17 protein-coding genes are annotated in these 20,260 nt (G+C 31.3%); 11 read left to right on the forward strand and 6 right to left on the reverse strand.

Annotated features, from left to right (window positions below; all coding sequences use genetic code 11):
* Window positions 1–128 precede the first annotated feature (128 nt).
* Entirely contained in the window at window positions 129–4,559 is a 4,431-nt protein-coding gene (locus SLW70_RS12845) for a translocation/assembly module TamB domain-containing protein (protein WP_320888865.1), read from the reverse strand.
* A gap of 210 nt (window positions 4,560–4,769) precedes the next feature.
* Here SLW70_RS12845 and tsaD point away from each other — a divergent pair, with 210 nt between their 5' ends.
* The 6 genes from tsaD to SLW70_RS12875 are packed head-to-tail and all read left to right on the forward strand — an operon-like array spanning window position 4,770 to window position 10,040.
* A complete protein-coding gene (gene tsaD / locus SLW70_RS12850) occupies window positions 4,770–5,792 on the forward strand; it encodes a tRNA (adenosine(37)-N6)-threonylcarbamoyltransferase complex transferase subunit TsaD (RefSeq protein ID WP_320888867.1) in 1,023 nt (340 codons plus the stop codon).
* A gap of 3 nt (window positions 5,793–5,795) precedes the next feature.
* Window positions 5,796–6,503 (forward strand): 16S rRNA (uracil(1498)-N(3))-methyltransferase, encoded by a 708-nt coding sequence (locus SLW70_RS12855; protein WP_320888869.1) that lies wholly within the window; start codon window positions 5,796–5,798, stop codon window positions 6,501–6,503.
* A 5-nt stretch (window positions 6,504–6,508) separates the two neighbouring features.
* A complete protein-coding gene (locus tag SLW70_RS12860; protein ID WP_320888871.1) occupies window positions 6,509–7,147 on the forward strand; it encodes a DUF4159 domain-containing protein in 639 nt (212 codons plus the stop codon).
* Between the two features lie 42 nt (window positions 7,148–7,189).
* Window positions 7,190–8,281, forward strand: coding sequence for an AI-2E family transporter (locus SLW70_RS12865; RefSeq protein WP_320888873.1), 1,092 nt, complete (start codon window positions 7,190–7,192; stop codon window positions 8,279–8,281).
* Between the two features lie 2 nt (window positions 8,282–8,283).
* Entirely contained in the window at window positions 8,284–9,465 is a 1,182-nt protein-coding gene (locus tag SLW70_RS12870; RefSeq protein ID WP_320888874.1) for a THUMP-like domain-containing protein, read from the forward strand.
* An 8-nt stretch (window positions 9,466–9,473) separates the two neighbouring features.
* Entirely contained in the window at window positions 9,474–10,040 is a 567-nt protein-coding gene (locus tag SLW70_RS12875; protein ID WP_320888876.1) for a hypothetical protein, read from the forward strand.
* Window positions 10,041–10,238: 198 nt separating this feature from the next.
* On the opposite strand, the gene SLW70_RS12880 is transcribed toward SLW70_RS12875, so the two are convergent.
* Both SLW70_RS12880 and SLW70_RS12885 read right to left on the reverse strand, forming a co-directional pair.
* On the reverse strand, window positions 10,239–10,904 hold the full coding sequence (locus SLW70_RS12880) for a M15 family metallopeptidase (RefSeq protein ID WP_320888877.1): 666 nt from the start codon (window positions 10,902–10,904) through the stop codon (window positions 10,239–10,241).
* A 105-nt stretch (window positions 10,905–11,009) separates the two neighbouring features.
* On the reverse strand, window positions 11,010–11,933 hold the full coding sequence (locus tag SLW70_RS12885; protein ID WP_320888879.1) for a LysR family transcriptional regulator: 924 nt from the start codon (window positions 11,931–11,933) through the stop codon (window positions 11,010–11,012).
* A 146-nt stretch (window positions 11,934–12,079) separates the two neighbouring features.
* Between SLW70_RS12885 and SLW70_RS12890 the strand changes: the two genes are divergently transcribed.
* Both SLW70_RS12890 and SLW70_RS12895 read left to right on the forward strand, forming a co-directional pair.
* The gene (locus SLW70_RS12890) at window positions 12,080–12,361 is read left to right on the forward strand and encodes a hypothetical protein (protein ID WP_320888881.1); all 282 of its coding nucleotides are present in this window, start codon (window positions 12,080–12,082) and stop codon (window positions 12,359–12,361) included.
* Between the two features lie 64 nt (window positions 12,362–12,425).
* Window positions 12,426–13,388 (forward strand): sodium-dependent bicarbonate transport family permease, encoded by a 963-nt coding sequence (locus SLW70_RS12895; protein ID WP_320888883.1) that lies wholly within the window; start codon window positions 12,426–12,428, stop codon window positions 13,386–13,388.
* A 96-nt stretch (window positions 13,389–13,484) separates the two neighbouring features.
* On the opposite strand, the gene SLW70_RS12900 is transcribed toward SLW70_RS12895, so the two are convergent.
* The 3 genes from SLW70_RS12900 to SLW70_RS12910 all read right to left on the reverse strand — a co-directional run bounded on the left by SLW70_RS12900 (window position 13,485) and on the right by SLW70_RS12910 (window position 15,984).
* Window positions 13,485–14,069 carry a porin family protein gene (locus tag SLW70_RS12900; protein WP_320888885.1) on the reverse strand — a complete coding sequence of 195 codons (585 nt, stop codon included), beginning with the start codon at window positions 14,067–14,069 and terminating at the stop codon, window positions 13,485–13,487.
* 25 nt (window positions 14,070–14,094) lie between these two features.
* A complete protein-coding gene (locus SLW70_RS12905; RefSeq protein ID WP_320888886.1) occupies window positions 14,095–14,862 on the reverse strand; it encodes a membrane metalloprotease in 768 nt (255 codons plus the stop codon).
* Between the two features lie 84 nt (window positions 14,863–14,946).
* Window positions 14,947–15,984 carry a hypothetical protein gene (locus SLW70_RS12910; protein ID WP_320888888.1) on the reverse strand — a complete coding sequence of 346 codons (1,038 nt, stop codon included), beginning with the start codon at window positions 15,982–15,984 and terminating at the stop codon, window positions 14,947–14,949.
* Between the two features lie 260 nt (window positions 15,985–16,244).
* Here SLW70_RS12910 and SLW70_RS12915 point away from each other — a divergent pair, with 260 nt between their 5' ends.
* The 3 genes from SLW70_RS12915 (at window position 16,245) to SLW70_RS12925 (ending at window position 20,251) form a co-directional block, all read left to right on the forward strand.
* Window positions 16,245–16,760, forward strand: coding sequence for an RNA polymerase sigma-70 factor (locus tag SLW70_RS12915; RefSeq protein ID WP_320888890.1), 516 nt, complete (start codon window positions 16,245–16,247; stop codon window positions 16,758–16,760).
* 64 nt (window positions 16,761–16,824) lie between these two features.
* On the forward strand, window positions 16,825–17,733 hold the full coding sequence (locus tag SLW70_RS12920; protein WP_320888891.1) for a FecR family protein: 909 nt from the start codon (window positions 16,825–16,827) through the stop codon (window positions 17,731–17,733).
* On the forward strand, window positions 17,723–20,251 hold the full coding sequence (locus tag SLW70_RS12925; protein WP_320888893.1) for a carboxypeptidase-like regulatory domain-containing protein: 2,529 nt from the start codon (window positions 17,723–17,725) through the stop codon (window positions 20,249–20,251). Before SLW70_RS12920 ends, SLW70_RS12925 begins: the two co-directional genes overlap by 11 nt.
* Window positions 20,252–20,260 lie beyond the last annotated feature (9 nt).

Raw genomic sequence — 20,260 nt, forward strand, 5'->3', positions numbered from 1 at the left:
CAAAAAAAATCACATATAATTAACATAAATTAAATAAAACCGATTTTTGTTAACAATTTAATATAAAAGTATAAAAACCATTCATTTATAACAGCACTTATTTAAGACCAAAAAACTAAATTTATTTACTATTCCTCCTCCGGAATAATCCCTTCAAAATTTGACTTTGGTTTATCTGGCTTAGGCTCAGATTGCTTTGAAAAATTAATATATTCGGGAGCTAAATTTGAATCTTGAAACTGATCGATATAACGCACAGCAGGAGCTAATTTTACATTTTTAAAAATCTTATTTATTAACTCCTTAAATGTATCAAAATCTACTTCATAAGTCACACCTAAGCCTTGCGTATAACCAATACCCTGTCCAATATAATTAATATCATTCTCTCGATTAAACAACCTTAAGTTTAAGGTACCATCTTCATTTACTCTATATTGTACTTCTAAATCACCCACAATAGCCGATTCATTAATCCCTCCAAAAGGAACCCCTACTTTACCATTTATAGTAAAACGTTCATTTATTTTTGAAGAAATAGTTGCAACTACTCGACCGTCTGTTTCCTTTCCAAGGCGTCTGTCGGCAGAAACGTAGTTTAATCCAACTCTGATTTTATCATTATCTGTTTTTAAAATACCTCCTATTAAACTGGAAGCCGTTTCAAATAAACTTCCTGAAAAATCCGATTGTGTAACTCCTTCTGAACTCAAAAAACCACCAGAAGATAATAGATACAATGCTTGCGTTTGCCTTACATCCTTATCATTTAATTTATATTGAATCTCAGACTTTAAAACATTACTTACTGTTGGAAACTCAATATTAAAATCAGGTTCTGGACTAGCTAAATCCCCTTTTATCCCTATAACAACTTCTACAGGAACCTTTCTATTAAATGAAGAATTATCTAACAATACAGCAGGATTAGCAATTGTTTTATATACCGCTTCTAAATTTAATTGTGCTCGCATTGGATTCCCTTCCCAAGAAATAGACCCTCCTTTTTTGACATCAAATTTTTTATCTATAAGTCCGCCGTACTTAAAATTATAAGTTCCTTCATATGCTTGAAAGTTCCCCCACATATTAAACTTCCCAAGTGTATTTATTTTGAACAACAAAGAACCATAACCCTTACCTTTCATTCCGTGACCTGAGTTTCTATCCAAAATCACTTCAACTTCAGCATCTGGTGTAATATCTAAATCAAACTCTAACTCAAGTCCTTTATAATTACGATCATTCCCTATTATCCCTTTTTTAATATTATTTTTTTCCTTCTCACTGATGAAATGAATCAAGCTATTATCCCCTATACTTTCAGCTTCGTTAATTGGTATTTTCAAAGCTGAACCTTTTTGTGACCGAGCTTCGACCTTAATAAATAATCCATTAGTAGGCCCTGAGATAGTAGCACTTCCATCAATATAAGCTGTCCCATAATAGGCCGCATCCTCACTATCAACCGTATTTAAGACTAACAATCGATTTGTATTTACTCCAAGGTTTAATTTCCAGTCTAGAAATTTGTTATGCTCAATACTACCTTTTAAAATCCCCTTAGTTCCAAATTTAGAATCTGTGATTGTATTATTTCTAAACAAAAACTGATTATCTATTAAATCAACAATAGACCTATTGGCTAGCTCATAATCAACATTTAAGTAAGGTATTGTCATACCGGCATCATCCACAAATAGCCTTCCACTAATTTTTGGTTTGTTTACCGTTCCTTCAACCCGTGAATTTCCTGTTACAAAACCTCTAATATTTGACAAAACCTCACCCCCAAGTGAACTTAAAATACCCAGATTAAATTTATCCAGCTTTAAATCTAAATCTAATAATGCTTCTTTTTCAACAATCTTAAAACTACCTTTAGCATTAAAAGATTCTAAATTTTTATTTTCTAAGAAGGAATCAATAGTAAACTTTTCAAGATTATGGTCTCCTTCAATATTCAATTTTAAAACCCCTAAATCTGTATTATTAATATTCAAATGGTCAACTGCCAAAGAAGCTGTTGGTTTATAAACAGCATTATTTTGTAAAAAATTAATCTCTCCATTTAAATTTCCATTAAACACAAACTTATCATCTGCTGGTGTTATCTTGAATAAATCAACATCTTTAAAACTTAGTTTTAAATCTTTATTGGTAGTCCCTGAAAGCTTTCCTTTAAGAGCGATTTCTTGATTTTTATGTGATAAAACAAAATTATCTAAAGTGAAATTTTTAAATAATTTATCAAATACAATCTTATTTTCAGAGGTTTCATTTTCATTTAAATACCATAGATAATCTTTGAACTTCAATTCAGATTTACTAATCCCAACAACATTTTCATTATTTTTATTGATAGTGTGATATAAGTTCAGATTGAAGTAATCCTCTCCTTTAGAACCTCCTTTAAATTCTGACCTAAAAAACAAAGTGTCTTTTACGGTCACATTTATCAAACTAAAATCACGAATTTTATAGTACTTTGTTTTTATACTATCCAATTCTAAGAAGGCATTATAAAGTGGGTTTTTATTATCTACAGCAACTCTTATATTATCAAATGTATTGTCTGAAGCAACAATTTTTGGCGAATTAAAATTAAGCTTAAACTCTTTTGAATCCGATTTAATATTTCCTTTTAAAACAGTATTAGTACCAATTGCAATATCTGGATAAAAAATCTCGACAATTTTATTATAAATCGTAAAATTAAACTTTAAAAACTGCCCTTTATTGACCTTTTCAGGCTCAAAATTAGTATAAAGACTCCCTAGAGAATTTCGAATCAAAGAAGGTAGTTCCTCAAAACGAAACTTCCCAACAATTTCACCCTGAACTATATCTGGAGAATTTAAAGTAATTGTTCTTACTTTATCGCCATCAAAACTCGAACTAATCATAAAATCATCAAAAGCATAAATGTCTTTGCTGTTTTGATAAGAAGTATTCTTGATATATATATTTCCGTTCAAATTTTCAATTGTGTTTCCATCTACTTGAACAACAACATCCCCTTTAAAAATTGAAGTGGTATCCTTTACTAAGTTTAATTTATACAAATCCGCATTGGCAACATCAATATGGAAATCATATTTACTATCTTTTTTACTTAAATCAACTAACCCTTCAAAATCCATTTTCAAATTAGGATCATTTACAATTAGCTTTCCTTTGTAATAGGGTAATTTAAATTTTCCGTTTAAAGAAAGGTTTCTATAAGTGTAATTATTATAGGTTAATTTTGAAACTGAACCTCGAACACCTGTATTCAAATATTTTTCAGTAAACCCAATTCCCTCTACCTCAAGATCAGATGTTATTTTACCTAAATCTTTTTCTTCAAATAATTTCCCGATATCAAAATCTTCTGATTTTACATTACCTACATATGAGGCTTTATCTATAAAATCAATATTATCCATACTTAATACTGATTTAATTTTCCCGATTTCTGAGGTTAAAGAAAAATCAGCATCCAATGCCTTAGCTGTTAATTGTACATTTCCTACTAGATTAAATTTCCCAATTCTCTTCAGTTCAATGGGTAATTTCTTTCCTAGGACATTTGGCAAAACCGTAACTAAATTAGAATAGGATGACGATGCTTTACTGAGGTTTGCATCCATGTAAAAATACTGATGCTCCTTGCCAAAAATATTTTTAAACTTGATAGCACCAAAAATTCGAGTATCGTTTTTATCAAATAATTTTAAATTATTTAAAGTCAAATTATTCAAAGTTCCTTTAACCTTAGTTTCAAGATTAAAAAACAAATCTTTTCCCAATTCATTATAAAAATGGCGAATATCGTTTGAGGCAATTAAAGAGGAATAAATAGTTCCGTTAAATTTTACTTTATCATTAAATTTAGCAAAATCAGAAATTTTATAATTTAAAAACAAATCAGCTTTAATCTTAGATTCTCTGGTAGTGATATCCAAATTTTGAAGCTTCATTTGCTTTTTGGTATAACTAAAATCCGTACTTAAATTAGAAACATACAATCCTCTATGGTCTAAAAAGGAAAGTGTTTTGACAACCATAGTTAAATCTGGACCATATAAATCAAATTTCTCTAAAGTAGCATTCAACTTTGTTAAATCAAGATCTTTAGGCACCTCTCTATTTTCATCAACAAGCACAAAATGTCCGTCAATTATAGCCGCTTTATCTGCAATAAAAGTGGTATGTTTACCCGAAGAAGGTTTATCATCCTCAAATGATTTTATAAAAACATCAATATTGGTATCTTCTTCATTTTTATAAGTGGTCAGATTAAACAAAACTCTTTCAAGTTTTATATCTCCAAATAACAAATCTCCTTCAATTAATTTCTTTACATCCAAAATAGTAGTATTAACTATCTTAGAAGAAATCATAGCCTTTTTATGATGGTCTTTGATTAAAACATCTCCTAGTTTTACTCCGCCAAAAACATTAATTTTAGCTTTACTAATACTGATATCAACACCAAAGTCGGTATTTAAAGTTTGAGTGATATATTGCGCAATTTTAGTCTGAACATAAGAAGTCGAAAGTGCTATTCCGAGCAATAGCAATAGAAGAATTAACCCTATTATGAATCGGAATATTATTTTAAAAAACTTTTTGATCTTCTTGCTATTTATTTTTTTATAAAAACTAGGACATTGCCTGAGGAAAGAGTCATTCCTTTCACAAAAATTCTTTAATTTTGGCTGCGCCGTAAAAGTAAAAAATTTAAAATCGGTTTTTCATATATAATTCAAAATTTCTGCCTTTTTATGCAAAATTCCGAAGTTTTTATTCTTGCCATCGAAAGTTCATGTGATGATACTGCTGCCGCTGTTTTATATAACGACAAAGTATTATCAAATGTTGTTGCAAATCAACTTATCCATACACAATATGGAGGAGTGGTTCCTGAACTAGCTTCGAGAGCACACCAACAAAACATTGTTCCTGTGATTGATGCTGCTTTGAAAAAAGCAAATATTAAAAAAGAACAACTCAGTGCCATTGCTTTTACCCAAGGTCCTGGATTGATGGGCTCACTTTTAGTAGGTGGTTCGTTTGCTAAATCTATGGCAGTAGCCTTGAATATTCCATTAATTTCTGTCAATCATATGCATGCTCATATATTGGCACATTTCATTGATGAAGAAGGATTTGACAAACCTGAATTTCCATTTTTAGCATTAACAATTAGTGGTGGTCATACTCAAATTGTAAAAGTGGATGGATTTTTTGATATGACTATTATCGGAGAAACCACAGATGATGCAGTAGGAGAAGCATTTGATAAAACTGCTAAAATACTTGGACTGCCTTATCCTGGAGGACCTTTAGTCGATAAATACGCACAATTAGGAAATCCAAAAGCTATTCCGTTCACAAAACCCAAAGTTCCCGGTTTAGACTTTAGTTTTTCAGGACTTAAAACGGCTATTTTATATTTTATTCAAAAAAAGAAAGTTGAAAATCCAGAATTTATTGAGGAAAACATCAATGATATTTGCGCGTCAGTTCAATACACTATTATCCAAATTTTGATGGACAAATTAAAATTAGCAGTCAAAGAAACAGGCATCAATCAAATTGCGATTGGCGGTGGAGTTTCTGCTAATTCTGGCATTCGGAAAACACTAAAAGAAGCTGAACAAAAGTACGGTTGGAAAACTTTTGTTCCCAAATTTGAATACACAACGGATAATGCTGCAATGATTGGTATTGTAGGATATCAAAAATTTTTATCTCAAAAATTTGAAACTGCTACAGTAGTTTCTAAAGCACGAATACAATTTTAATATATGCAATTATTCTACAATACAGACCTAAACGAAACTACAGAAAACTTCTCTTTTGACAAAGTAGAAAGCAAACATATTATTAAAGTTTTACGTAAAAAAGATGGAGACATCTTATACGTAACCAATGGATTAGGCTATTTATTTGAAACAAAAATAACGTTAGCATCAGACAATAAATGTACGGTTGAAATTTTATCTTTTAGCAAAAAAGAACCTTCTAAATTTCATTTACATTTAGCTGTTGCTCCTACCAAAATGAATGATCGTTACGAATGGTTTTTGGAAAAAGCGACCGAAATTGGTATCCAAGAAATCACCCCTATTATCTGTGATCGTTCCGAAAGGAAGGTGGTAAATATGGAACGATTTGAGAAAATTATTTTATCCGCTTTAAAGCAATCTAACGAATTGTATTTGCCAAAATTGAATCCAGCTATTTCTTTTAAAGAATTTGTCGCACAAGAACACACAGGACTGCAACTGATAGCTCATTGCGAAGAAACAGACAAGAAAACATTAAAATTAGTTTTAGAACCCAATCAAGATGTTACATTATTAATAGGACCAGAAGGTGATTTTTCTGAAAAAGAAATCAATTTGGCTTTAGAAAATAAATTCCAACCTGTATCTCTAGGGAATACAAGATTAAGAACTGAAACTGCTGCTATTGTAGCTTGTCATAGTATTGTTTTTTTTAATGAAAATTAAATCTAATGAAAAAAATCTGGTTTGTTTTTCTATTTATATCACTAACATCTTATTCACAAGAACTAGCATTATTAAAGTATAACGGTGGTGGCGATTGGTATGCAAACCCTACATCATTACCTAATTTAATTCAGTTTTGTAATGCTAATATCCAAACAACCTTAAAAACAAAACCAGCAACTGTTGAACCTGGAAGTCCTAATCTTTTCTCCTATCCTTTTATTCATTTGACAGGACACGGAAATGTAGTTTTCAATAATTCGGAAGTAAAAAACCTTCAAAATTACCTTAATTCGGGTGGTTTTTTACACATTGATGACAACTATGGACTAGATCAATACATTCGAAAAGAAATCAAAAAACTATTTCCGAATATTAATCTTGTTGAAATTCCAAGTAGTCATCCTATTTTTCAAAAACCGTATTCTTTTCCCAACGGATTACCTAAAATTCATGAGCATGACGGAAAACGTCCACAAGCCTTTGGTATATTTGTCAAAAATAGATTGGTTTTACTTTATACATACGAGTCTGACTTAGGTGATGGCTGGGAAAATGCCGAGGTTAACAATGATCCATTACCTATTAGAGAAAAGGCATTAAAAATGGGAGCAAATATCATTTACTATATTTTCAATAATTAATTGAGAACGGTTTTTTAAAAAAATTGAATAAAAACAAATCCTATGATTACATCTAAAATAATTGCTAACGGAATTCTTAAAGCTATAGGTTTCCTATTATTATCAAGTATTTCGCTCTATTTTTTATATCAAATCAAAACCGTGATTTTGTACATAGCCATTTCACTTATTCTTTGTTTGATTGCAAATCCTTTTGTTCGATTTATGAATAAAAAACTAAGGTTTGGAAAAACATTAGCAACCATTATTACCCTTTTATTTTTCATGGGATTACTTGTAGGCTTTGTTTTTCTATTTGTACCCTTGATAATTTCTCAAGCCGAAAATTTATCTTTATTAGACACCAATTTACTTCAAAATCAATTTATTATTCTCGAAAAAAATATTGAGAATTATTTTAATGTCAACCATATTGACTTACAAGAAATCCTGAAACAGTCCAATTTATCTTCATTAGTTGATTACAACTTTTTTACGGATTTTATTAATACCATTATGAATTTGATAGCCGGTTTTGGTATGGGGATAGCCTCGGTCTTTTTTATTACTTTTTTCTTCTTAAAAGACCAATTACTATTTAAAGAAAAAGCCAAAATGATTCTTCCAGATGAAAATGAGGATAAAATTTTAAACTCTATTGAGAAAATTAACCAATTGCTAACCCGTTATTTTATAGGCTTATTGATTCAGCTTACGGTAGTTTTTATCCTTTACTATATCGTGCTATTAATTTTCAATTCTAGTAATGCTTTTGTGATTGCTTTTTTATGTGCTTTACTGAATATCATACCATATATAGGCCCTATTATTGGAACTATATTAGCAGCTATATTGACATTAATAGGCGGAATTGGAACTGATTTTAGAACAGAAATGCTACCAACAACCATTTATGTAGTTATTGGTTTTTTGATTGTTCAAGTCATCGACAACAACGTCAACCAACCTATTATTTTTTCGAAAAGTGTCAATTCACATCCATTAGAAATCTTTTTAGTCATACTAATAAGCGGAATCACTTTTGGTGTTTTTGGAATGGTAATAGCAATTCCTATTTATACTATTTTGAAAGTTGTCGCTAAAGAGTTTTTCCCAAACAATAAAATAGTCGCTGTTTTAACTGAAAATATTTAGAATTGAATAATCCTATTTTAGAATCTAAAATTCAAGATTTTATAAACCAAAACATTGGTACTTCGCTTGCGCAATTAGCACTTCAAAAAAATCCTTTTCCGGAAGTAGAATGGATTGATATTTTGAAACAGATTGAAGCAAAAACCAAATCAAAGGATAAGTTACCACATTGGTTTAAAACCAATAACATTATTTATCCTACTAAGGTTTCTATTGAACAAACATCTTCTGAAAAAACAGCTAAATATAAGTCTAGCCTTATTTCTGGTGATAGTTTAATTGATCTTACAGGTGGTTTTGGAATTGACGATTTTTATTTTGCTAAAAGAATAAAAAATGTAGCCCATTGCGAAATCAATTCGGAACTTTCATCAATTGTCAAACACAATTTAGCGCAATTAAGCATTGATAATATTGACTGTTATGAGGGCGACAGCAAAGAAACCTTGGAAAAACTAAATCAAAAATGGGATTGGATATACATCGATCCTTCCAGACGAAATGATGCCAAAGGCAAAGTTTTTATGCTTCAAGATTGCTTACCTAATGTTCCAGAAAATCTAGATTATTATTTTAATTATTCAGACAAGCTACTTATTAAAACGGCGCCATTATTAGACCTTAGTTCTGGCTTATCTGAATTAAAAAATGTAAAAACCATCCATATTATCGCTCTTGAAAATGATGTAAAAGAATTACTGTGGGAAATTCACAAAGAATATCAAGGAGAAACCACTATTAAAACCGTCAATCTTACTAAAGAAAAAGAAGAATCCTTTAGTTTTGAAATGAATCAAAATGAAAGATTACCAAACTACGGATTGCCACAAAAGTACCTGTACGAACCCAACAGCGCCATTATGAAATCAGGTGGTTTTGATGAAGTAGGAATACAATTTAACTTAGATAAACTACACAAACACTCCCATTTATACACTTCAACAACTCTAATTGATTTTCCTGGACGCATTTTCGAAATTGAAAATTATATTCCCTATGCAAAATCAGAGATGAAAAAGGTACTTGAAAAAGGAAAAGCCAATATTACCACTCGGAATTTTCCAGAAACCGTAGAAAACATCCGTAAGAAATGGAAAATAAAAGATGGAGGAAACCGCTATTGTTTTTTTACAACCATTGAAAATAATGACAAAATAGTTTTAATTTGCAACAAAATACAATAAATCAACTTATGAAAAATACTATCCTCGCACTTTTGTTTTTACTATCAATTCCTGTTTTTGCACAAAAAGACTGCGACTATAGTTCTAATATCAAAGATTCTATTGGGACTTATAAATTGACAAACGAATACCTCGTTTCTGAGAAAAATTTTGCTGGAAAATCGAGTTATATCTTTTGCTCTTTGGCTTCTGATAATGGTTTTCCTGTATTAAATGTACAAATGATTCAAAAAAGCAAAGATTTTATTCCAGCCAATTGTTTTGATAAAAACTCTAAACTCTATTTACAATTGCAAAACGGAAAAATAGTGACGCTCTTACATCTTGACAAAGAAAGTTGTGGTAGTTTAATCCGAGATGACAAAGGCTTTGACAATAGAGTTTCTGTTGGTACTTTCATGTTTATCAAAGGAAGTATTGAAGACCTTAAAAGCTCGGTTGTGAATTTAATGCGCATTAAATTCCTTACTAGTATAGACGATTATGTATTGAAAAAAGAAATTACTTCGGAGATGAATGGAAAGGTTTATTATCCTGAAACTTATTTCATGAATTATTTAAAATGCATTGAATAATTTATTTAGCCACAAAGGTCACTAAGGAAGCACTAAGATTCAAAAAGGTTTTGTTTTTTTAAACTATTATTCAAGATGCTATTTTGAATGGATTAGTGATTTTTGAATATGTTTTAATCTGTATACACAAAATATTAAGTTCTCATATAAAAATACTTAGTGTTGCTCCGTGCTTCCTTCGTGTTCTTTGTAGTTAAGTCATTGCTCTAAACAATCCCATTTAGCATTAGATAACTTATCGTTTAGCGCTGATTTTAAATTGTAGTGCCACCATTCTGAATCGAATGAAATGAAGTAACGTTCTGTCATTATACTTTTAAGTAAATTTCGATTCTGTTTAACTTCATCCGAAACTTTTTCATAATTATGACTAGCCTCGACGCCGAAATGGTCAAAAGTTGTCCCCATATCTAATTCGGTTCCGTTTTTATCCACTAAGGTAATATCAACCGCTCCTCCTCTATTATGAATGGAGCCTTTGGCAGGATTAGCCACGTATTCTGGATTAGGAACTATAGCCCACATTTTTTTCTGGATATCCAAAGGGCGATAACAATCAAAAAGCTTAATACGATAGCCTTTTTTAATAAATTCTTGGTTTGCTAAAACCAATGCTTTGACTGTTTTTAGCCTCAAAAAACATTCTGGACAATCATATACTTTTGCTTTTAAGAAATTATCTGCCGTAGCATATTTCATGTCATATACAAAATCTGGACTGTAGTCTTTCAGTTTTACAAAAGTAGTATCTGTCTCTTGTGGTAGTGGATTTAGATTATCCACAGCAACGGCTAAAGTAGAATTACAGGAAGTAAACAAAACTGAAAAAATGATGATTATACTAAATTTTAAATTGCAACTCATAATCGGATGTTGTTCTTTTTATTATTATTTCAACAATATCTACTCTAATACTCTAAAGCAAGTAATGACAAATATCTGTTTTTAAACCGATATGTCCAATAATGACTAATATTGTTCGTACCAACTAAATTTATCATGAACAATTTTAGCTTTTTCATTTTTGATATGCTCTAAAATGGCTTTGGCAATAGGTGAATGTTTTTTGTCTTTTAACCAAATCAAACTCCAATTGGTTTTAATGGGCAATCCTTTTACCGGAATGATTTGTAATTCATGAGTATGAAGTTCATTTTTTATACCAATTAAAGGCATAATTGAATAACCTAATCCAGCCAAAAGGGCTTGTTTTACTGCTTCATTTGAGGTAAGTTCCATTTTTTTAAAGATAGAAATATTGTTCTTCTCAATATATCGCTCCATCGTTTGCCTTGTTCCAGAACCATTTTCCCTAAAAATGAGTGGTAAATTTTCAAATATCCGTTTAGGAGCTTTTTCTTCTTGGAATTTCGTTTCTGTATTCCCAACTAAATAGAGTTTGTTTTGCAGTAAATCAAATTTCTCTATAGCAATTGTTGTAGGAACGATAGAGACTAGAGCAAAATCAACTTCATTATTTTTCAAACTATCTAATACCTTAGTTTTATTAGTTACATCCATTTGCAATTCGATTCCTGAATGTTCTTTCATGAAATCAGACAAAAAGTATGGCATAACATATTTCCCTGTTGAAACAATTGATATTTTCAGTTTACCAGATAGCTGCCCTTTATAGGCCATCGTTTTATAATTGATTTCCTGAACCTGATTGATGATTTTTTCGGCTGCTTCGGCTATTTCATAACCAAAATCAGTAATATAAATTTTTCTCCCAATAACTTCTGTCAAAGGAACATCAAATTGGTCCTGAAAATTTCTGAGCTGTATTGAAACAGCAGGCTGGGTCAAATGTAATTCTTCAGAAGCCTTAGTGACACTTTGAGTTTTTACGATTTGTAAAAATATCTGAAGCTGATTTAGAGTATAATTCATAAATTATTTTTATACGTTTCATCACAAATATAAATAAAAATTTATGAATATCTATTCTAACCTTTGCAACAGAAAAAAACACTCAACAAATCAAAAAGCATTCTAATCATTAAAACAATAAAAAAATCAATTCAAAAAAAGTAATTATGACAAAACAAGATTTAAAACTAATAGATGGTGTTTACACTCCAAATGAAGCAATTGAAATACTAATGAATGTTTACAATCGAAAAATAGAATTTCATGAACTTAAAAACTTTAGTTCTGAAGTATGCAGTGGAAATACCGATACAGTAGCAGCTAAAAGAATAGCCGAACTTAAAGAAGATATTGAAACTATTAAAACTAAAATTAAAGAAGCTCAAGAACTGAATAAGAAACTAATAATTAAGTCAATTGTAGAAATACAATTTATAGAAAATAATTAAATCCTAAAATAATCTAAATTAATACCTAGTTATTTAAAAAACCTTTAAACAATAGAAAAACAAAATGAACTTTAATTTACTGACAGAAAATTTAACAAATCCAGCTTTACTTTTTTTTGTATTAGGAATAGTAGCAGCCTGTTTAAAAAGTGATCTAGAAATACCACAAAATTCCTCTAAATTTATTTCATTATATCTTCTATTTGCAATTGGTTTCAAAGGAGGTCAAGAATTATCACACGAAACTTTCAGTAACGAAATAGCATGGTCAATCTTATTCGGTATTGCCATTTCAGTAATCATTCCTCTATACACCTATTTTATCTTAAGAAAAAAACTAAATGTGTTTGACTCTGGTGCAATCGCAGCTTCCTATGGCTCCGTAAGTGCAGTGACCTTTGTAACTGCTGTTTCTTATCTCGAATCACAAAATTTGATTTTACACGGGCATATGGTAGCTATCATGGCTTTGATGGAGTCTCCTGCCATAATCATTGGATTAGTACTTATCACTATTTTTAATAAAAAAGAGACCAACGCCGTAAAAAAACGTACTGTTATCAAGCATTCTTTAACCAATGGTAGTGTACTGCTAATACTCGGTAGTTTAGTGATTGGTTTTCTAGCTAGTGCGCAACAAGCAGAAGGAATCAAGCCTTTTACCAATGACCTTTTTAAAGGATTCCTTGCAATTTTCTTACTAGACATGGGAATTACAAGTGGTAAAAAATTAAAAGCATTCTTCTCTTTTGGTTGGTTTCCCTTCTTGTTTGCCATCATCATTCCATTAGTAAACGGTTGTATGTTTGCAGTGCTAAGTTCGATGGTAACAACTGATATTGCAAATCGATTTATCTTTGCCATATTAGCAGCTAGTGCTTCCTATATTGCGGTACCTGCAGCAATGAAAATTACTGTTCCAAAAGCAAATCCTGGATTATTCTTACCAATGGCACTTGCGGTAACATTCCCAATAAACATCACTATCGGAATGCCTATCTATTTCCTTATCATACAAAACTTTTAAACGAAGTTTAAAAGTAACTAACAAATGTAAAAAAGGGTTTGACTAATAAAATAGTCAAACCCTTTGTATTTAAAATATACTCTTTAGTACAAAAAATTAAAAATCAATCCCCAAAGAAAACTGCCATACTCTATTGAATGCTTTACTTTGTTCGTACAAATCTCCCAATCCTAAGTGGTAACGAACACCTATACTTAATCCTGAATTTGATTTTATACCCGTACCAAAATTCATTCCCCAATCGAATTTTTTAGGATCATACTCATTATTACTACTCAAAAAACCATTACTGTATTCTTCTTTATGGGTAACTGCTAATCCTACTTGAGGACCAACTTCTAGGAAAAAATTATCAGCTGGATAAGCTTTAAACATTAATGGAATGTTTATATAATTTAATTTTTGAGTAAATTTTTCATTACCATTATTAATCACATATCCTTGTTGTGAAAACATAATCTCTGGTTGGATAGCAAAATTATCACTTACAAATGACTCCCCATATAAACCAATGTGAAATCCATGTCTTTGATCCGTTTCTCCATCGCCATCAAAATTGACTGCGGCTAGATTATATCCTCCTTTAATACCAACATTGGATTTTTCATTTGAAGTCTCTTGGGCAAAAAGGGCTGTAAAATGAGCGAAGCAAACTGCTAGTAAAAAAAATTTCGTTTTCATTTTTATCTATTTTAAATTTAATCAATTATTTTCCTCCATTGGCTTTCAAATCAGCCAAGCATTGTGCATCTAATTTAGGAACAGTTCCTCCTGAAATCAACCCCGAACCTGACACTGTTTCCCAATACATCAAACAGCTTTTTACATTACAATGCTTAGCATGCTCTGTATCTTCATGGTTGCTTTGCAAATTAGTCCCTAAATTGGTTAAACCCAAAATATGGCCAAATTCATGTTCAACAACAGCTGTTTCTAGTAAAGTTCGACTAGGCTTAAAAGGGCCTCCAGATAGTTTTTGAACTGTTTTTTCGTAAATAACAAAGGATGTATTACGATAAGCGGTTCCTAAAACAACTGAGCTTTCCGTACTACTAACAGACTCACCGTCTACAAAAAATGCCCAAACGGCAATCTCGGTTGCAGAATTATAAAGTGTTCTGTTTTCTTCTTCGATAGCGATAATTTCTTGATTCGAAAAAGTTGTTTTCCCTGGAGAAGCCATGGCTCTCTTTACCACTCTAATACCATCAGGTTTGTGTATGCGTTCATTCAAAAAAGCAACAAAATTAGTAATTGTAGTAGCATTAGGTTCATACCCCTCAACGTAAACCAACTCAATAACCATACTTTTAAATTGGTTATCAGATAATAAATCAAACGCTGAACGTCCAGTAGCTTTTTGATTATTACTTACTGGGTTTCCTCCTACAAGCTTATCAGTGGAAGCATCATTTTTAGAGCATGATACAAACAAAGTTAGAGCCGTAATCAGTACTACAAATCCTTTTTTCATCTTGATTTATTTTATCCTAAATTATGTTTAAAAAACAGCTTCTTAATAATAAAGAAGCTGTTTTATCTTAACCGTTTTCGGTTATTAAATTTGTTTCAACACTAAGCTAATAGCAGCATTCGTTGAGCTTTGTAAGGTAATCGTTGAACTCGTAAAACTAACTACTTTCCATGTATTATTCAACAAATTAAAATTAGCGTTTCCTGTAAAATTCAATTGCAAGAACACATCTGTTTGAGAACTAACAGCATAAGTTCCATTAACCGTTGTAACTACTAGATTAGTTGCTTTAATTTTATAATCATTAGTGAAATCAATAGTAAAATCTTTATAGTCATTAGCGGTATCTACTCCTAATTTTACATATGATTGTACTTTAAAAGCTCCATCAACCAATATTTTTTCTAATCGTTTTGCATTTTCTTTGGCTGCATCTTTAGCATCATCTTTAGCAGTACATTCATTTATACTTGATTGCAATTGGGCATTACTCGAAATTGTAGCCTTAGTATTATCACTATATTTTATCGAAATTGGATATTTTAATGAAAATAACACATCACTACTCGTATTATTCATATAGGCATATAATTCTTCTTTGGATTGAATCACTACACTTCCAGTTTGCTCAAAAGTCAAACTATACGTTAAAATGGTAATAGGAAATTCAAAATTGACACAAGAAATTGCAGCTTTCCCCTCATTTTCAGCTGTTGTGCAAGCATTAATAATTGCATTGTACTCTGTTTGATTGTTAACAGTTACTTCTGAGTAATTGCTTGTTTTAACTTTTATTGGAAAATTAAACACAACAGTATCTTGATCATCATTATATGTTCCTAAAATAGAAATCACTTGTTGGTAATCTAATTGACTTAACAAAGTTACATTGATACCATTTACTTTAGCCGTTGCTGGCAAGACGATTGATGAACAAGAGGCTCCATCTAAGAAATCATCAAAAGAACCATCATACATAGACACTCTTTTAATATTTGTAGCAGTAGTTGAATTTACTGAATTTGGATTTTCACCTTGTACTTCATCTACTTCGCTTTGGCATGATGTGAAACCTAATACGGCTAATAATGCCATTCCTGTAATAATTCTTAACTTTTTCATAATTTTCAAATTTAATGTTTTTATTTTTTTATTGAGTCTTATTTAGTAACCCTTTCTGTTAGTAAGACAACCAATATTTATTTTACCCTACCCTACTTTTAAAAAAAAGTATATAAAAAAACCAAAAAACAAATAACCAACTAATTATCAAAACCTTACACCCGCACTTTATTTTATACAAATGGAAAAAAAATAATATCAACACCAGCTATCTAAAAAATAATTTACTTTTACCAATATAAAAACCCAAACCTTCCCTAATGAACGAAGAAAAAATAAGTCTTTGTGAAGAACAACATTTTAATGACTTTTATATCAAAAATGTCCAATCTGCAACCAATTTTGCTTACTATAAATGTGGTGATAGTGATGCAGCATTGGATTTGGTACAAGATGCCTTTACAAAAATCTGGGAAAACTGCGCTCAAATTGATTTTAATAAAGTCAAGACTTACTTATTAACGACTGTCAATAATTTATTCTTGAATACCATCAAGCATAAAAAGGTAGTTTTTCAATATGAAAAAGAAGTTCCTAATTTAGACATCACCAATCAAAATCCTGAATACTTATTAGAAGAAGAAGAATTCAAACTAAAACTTCAAAATGCTATTGCTTCCTTAAGTGAATCACAACGCGAAGTTTTCTTGATGAATCGAATTGAAGGAAAAAAATACCGTGAAATAGCGGAACTACTTGATATTTCACAAAAAGCCGTCGAAAAAAGAATGTCAGCAGCATTAAAAATCCTGAAATCACAAGTCGATAACATCTAATTATTAAATTTATAAAGTAGGGTAATTCTAATTTGAGTTGTCTTATCAGTATAACGTTTCAATTATGGAAAATGATAAAAAAATACTAAAATGGCTTAATGGCGAACTTTCGAGCCAAGAAATCGAGGAGTTAAAAAAATCCCCCGATTTTAAAACATTCGAAAAAATAGCCCATTACAGTTCCCATCTACAAACACCAACAGTAGATGCTAAGGAAGCTTTGGCCGCATTTCAAGCTCGTGATAAAAACAAGAAATCTAAAGTGATTCCTCTGAACCTTACAAGATGGTTTCAAGTGGCAGCAGCACTTTTTATCGTTTTGACATCGGCATATTTCTTATGGAATAATAGTCCAACTACCTTTGAAACACAAATAGCACAAACACAAACCTTTCAGTTACCAGATGACTCTGAAGTGATTTTGAACGCTGCTTCTAAAATTAGTTTTAAGAAAAACGATTGGGACGAAAAACGCGATTTGGAGTTAGAAGGTGAAGCTTATTTTTTGGTACAAAAAGGAAAGACTTTTAGTGTCAAAACCGTTGACGGAATCGTAAAAGTTTTAGGGACGCATTTCAATGTAAAACAACGCGACAACTATTTTGAAGTTCGTTGTTACGAGGGTTTAGTAAGTGTGACTCATAATAATGAAACCGTAAAATTACCTCCTAGAAAAACATTTAGATTAATTAATAATCAAATTGAAAACGTAGCCGATTTTGAAGCTAACGCTCCATCTTGGCTACAAAAAGAATCTAGTTTTGATCGCATTCCGTTAATTCAAGTAATTAATGAATTAGAGAGACAATATGGTCTTAAAATCAATACAAAAGACATTAATACGGATTCACTATTTACAGGAACTTTTACACATACAAACGAAAAAACCGCATTAGACGCTATCACAATTCCATTACAAATACGTTATAAAATAGAAGGTAAAACCGTTATATTTTACAAAAATGCAAACTAAAAAATGGCTCATTTGTGTACTTTTCCTTCTCGGAATTTCGAGTTATGGACAAAAAAACACTGCTAAAATAGCATTAGAAAACTACTTAAAACAAATTGAACAACAGTTTGATGTGAAGTTTTCCTATGCCGTTTCGGATGTTGCTAATATCAAAATTCAAAAACCAAATACAGGTCTTACTATAGCGCAAACTATAGATTATTTGAATGCCAACAGCTTACTTAATTTCAAGGCATTAGACTCCCGCTATATCACCGTTTCTGTTGCTAATAAAACCATTTCTTTCTGTGGTGAAATTGTTGCTTCTGACACAAATAATCCTTTATCGGGTGCTTCTATTATTTTAGGAAACACCTTAAAGGGAACTACTAATTCCAAAGGAGTTTTCAATCTATCAAATGTGGATTTAAATGCCTACCTAATTATTTCTTACTTAGGCTATGAAAGCCAACAAATCGCTGCTAAAGATTTTTTTTCAACTTCTAACGTTTGTAAAAACATCTTTCTAAAACCTACTAAGGAAGAACTAAATCCTGTTTTAATCAATACCTATCTTACTCCCGGTTTACAAAAATTCACCGATGGAAGCATTGTACTTACCACTAAGAAATTCGAAATTTTACCAGGACTCATACAACCTGATGTTTTACAATCTATCCAAGTATTACCCGGAATTGAAAGCACGAACGAAAGCATAGCCAACATCAATGTCCGCGGAGGAACGAATGACCAAAACTTAACGCTTTGGGACAATATTAAAATGTATCATTCAGGTCATTTTTTTGGCTTAATTTCAGCTTACAATCCTAATCTTACCGAAAAAGTTATTGTGACAAAAAACGGAACAAGTGCCGAATTCAGCGACGGCGTTTCAAGTACTATTTCCATGTTTACCAAAAATGAACTGAGCACCAAATTTTCTGGTGGAGCAGGAATTAATCTTATTGATGCCGATGTTTTTTTAGAAATTCCTTTGGCAAAAAAATGGTCAGTACACCTTTCTGGACGTCGTTCTATCACGGATGCGCTGAACACACCAACCTTTTCAAACTATTACAAAAGAAGTTTTCAAGACACTGAAATTAACAACAACCTAAACGCTGATGCTAAATCAGATTTTTATTTTTATGATTATACTGCCAAATTACTATTCGATTTGAACGAAAATCATCAATTAAGAGCCAATATTATCGGAATTAACAATGCCCTAGACTATAACGAATTTCAGGATGACCAAAACAATTCAGAAGCTAAATCAAGCTTTTTAGGACAAAAAAACCTCGGTGCTGGTGCGCAGTGGAACGCAAAATGGACTGACAAATGGACGTCCAACTTCAACACCTATTATTCAAAATATAATATCAACTCAAGAGATTATCGATTCCTAAACGATCAGTTATTGACCGAAGCCAATGAAGTTTTAGAAACGGGAGCTAAAGTCAATATCAAATACAAGCCTAAAGAACAACTTCAGCTTTTGGCAGGATATCAAATCACCGAAACAGGAATGCTGAATCAAACCACGGTTAGCGCTCCGTCTTACTCTAGTACAAAGAAAACCGTACTGATTAACCAAGCTGTTTTTACCGAAGCTGAATTCCGCAACAACCGTACTTTTTTAAGACTGGGAATGCGATTTAATTATTTTCAAAAATTCCGTAAATTACTTTTTGAACCTCGAATCAATTTAAGGCAAGAACTTTCCAATCATTGGGCTTTAAAACTAGAGGGAGAATTCAAAAACCAAACTACGACACAAATCATTGACTTTGAAGATGATTTTTTGGGAGTTGAAAAAAGACGTTGGGTATTGGTAAACAATACCACAATTCCAATTGCTACAAGCAAACAAACTTCCTTTGGAATCGAATTTAAAAAGAAAACATTCAGCATTGACCTAACGGGTTTTTACAAAATTGTTGAAGGGATTACAGCTTCTAATCAAGGCTTTTATAACAATTTCCAATATAAAAATGCACATGGTAGTTATACCGCCAAAGGAATTGAATTTTTAACCAACAAAACAACATCCAATTATAGTATTTGGACAAGTTATACCTTGAGCAAAAACGACTATGAATTTGATAGTTTTACACCACCAAGTTTCCCCAATAATGTAGACATTCGCCATTCGGTGACTTTTGGTTTTAATTACAATGTAATGCAAAACCTAAGCTTATCTATTGGTGGAATCTGGAGAAACGGTCATCCATATACACAACCCGTTTCTGGAAGTGAAACTACTAAATCAGGTAACACAACGATTGTCAATTATGATAATCCAAACAGCAGTAATCTCGATGATTTCAAAAGGTTAGACGCATCAATCAGTTATAAATTCCCTATTTCCGCTTCCGCAAAAGGAATTCTCCGTGCAGGAATTATCAATTTGACCAATGAAGAAAATATCATTAATCGCTATTATCGTGTGGATCAATCCAATACTGATAAAGCAGTCGAAGTCAACAATACATCCTTAGGCTTGACGCCAAATGTTAGTTTCAGAGTCAATTTCTAAGTCTTTTTT

This window comes from Flavobacterium sp. NG2 (genome assembly GCF_034119845.1).
In the GTDB taxonomy this organism is placed as follows: domain Bacteria; phylum Bacteroidota; class Bacteroidia; order Flavobacteriales; family Flavobacteriaceae; genus Flavobacterium.

Coding starts and splice junctions, on each gene's coding strand:
- SLW70_RS12925 (WP_320888893.1), top strand. CDS start 17,723: ATGCAAACTAAAAAATGGCTCATTTGTGTACTTTTCCTTCTCGGAATT.
- SLW70_RS12920 (WP_320888891.1), top strand. CDS start 16,825: ATGGAAAATGATAAAAAAATACTAAAATGGCTTAATGGCGAACTTTCG.
- SLW70_RS12915 (WP_320888890.1), top strand. CDS start 16,245: ATGAACGAAGAAAAAATAAGTCTTTGTGAAGAACAACATTTTAATGAC.
- SLW70_RS12900 (WP_320888885.1), bottom strand. CDS start 14,069: ATGAAAACGAAATTTTTTTTACTAGCAGTTTGCTTCGCTCATTTTACA.
- SLW70_RS12865 (WP_320888873.1), top strand. CDS start 7,190: ATGATTACATCTAAAATAATTGCTAACGGAATTCTTAAAGCTATAGGT.
- SLW70_RS12880 (WP_320888877.1), bottom strand. CDS start 10,904: ATGAGTTGCAATTTAAAATTTAGTATAATCATCATTTTTTCAGTTTTG.
- SLW70_RS12895 (WP_320888883.1), top strand. CDS start 12,426: ATGAACTTTAATTTACTGACAGAAAATTTAACAAATCCAGCTTTACTT.
- SLW70_RS12905 (WP_320888886.1), bottom strand. CDS start 14,862: ATGAAAAAAGGATTTGTAGTACTGATTACGGCTCTAACTTTGTTTGTA.
- SLW70_RS12855 (WP_320888869.1), top strand. CDS start 5,796: ATGCAATTATTCTACAATACAGACCTAAACGAAACTACAGAAAACTTC.
- SLW70_RS12885 (WP_320888879.1), bottom strand. CDS start 11,933: ATGAATTATACTCTAAATCAGCTTCAGATATTTTTACAAATCGTAAAA.
- SLW70_RS12875 (WP_320888876.1), top strand. CDS start 9,474: ATGAAAAATACTATCCTCGCACTTTTGTTTTTACTATCAATTCCTGTT.
- SLW70_RS12860 (WP_320888871.1), top strand. CDS start 6,509: ATGAAAAAAATCTGGTTTGTTTTTCTATTTATATCACTAACATCTTAT.
- SLW70_RS12890 (WP_320888881.1), top strand. CDS start 12,080: ATGACAAAACAAGATTTAAAACTAATAGATGGTGTTTACACTCCAAAT.
- tsaD (WP_320888867.1), top strand. CDS start 4,770: ATGCAAAATTCCGAAGTTTTTATTCTTGCCATCGAAAGTTCATGTGAT.
- SLW70_RS12910 (WP_320888888.1), bottom strand. CDS start 15,984: ATGAAAAAGTTAAGAATTATTACAGGAATGGCATTATTAGCCGTATTA.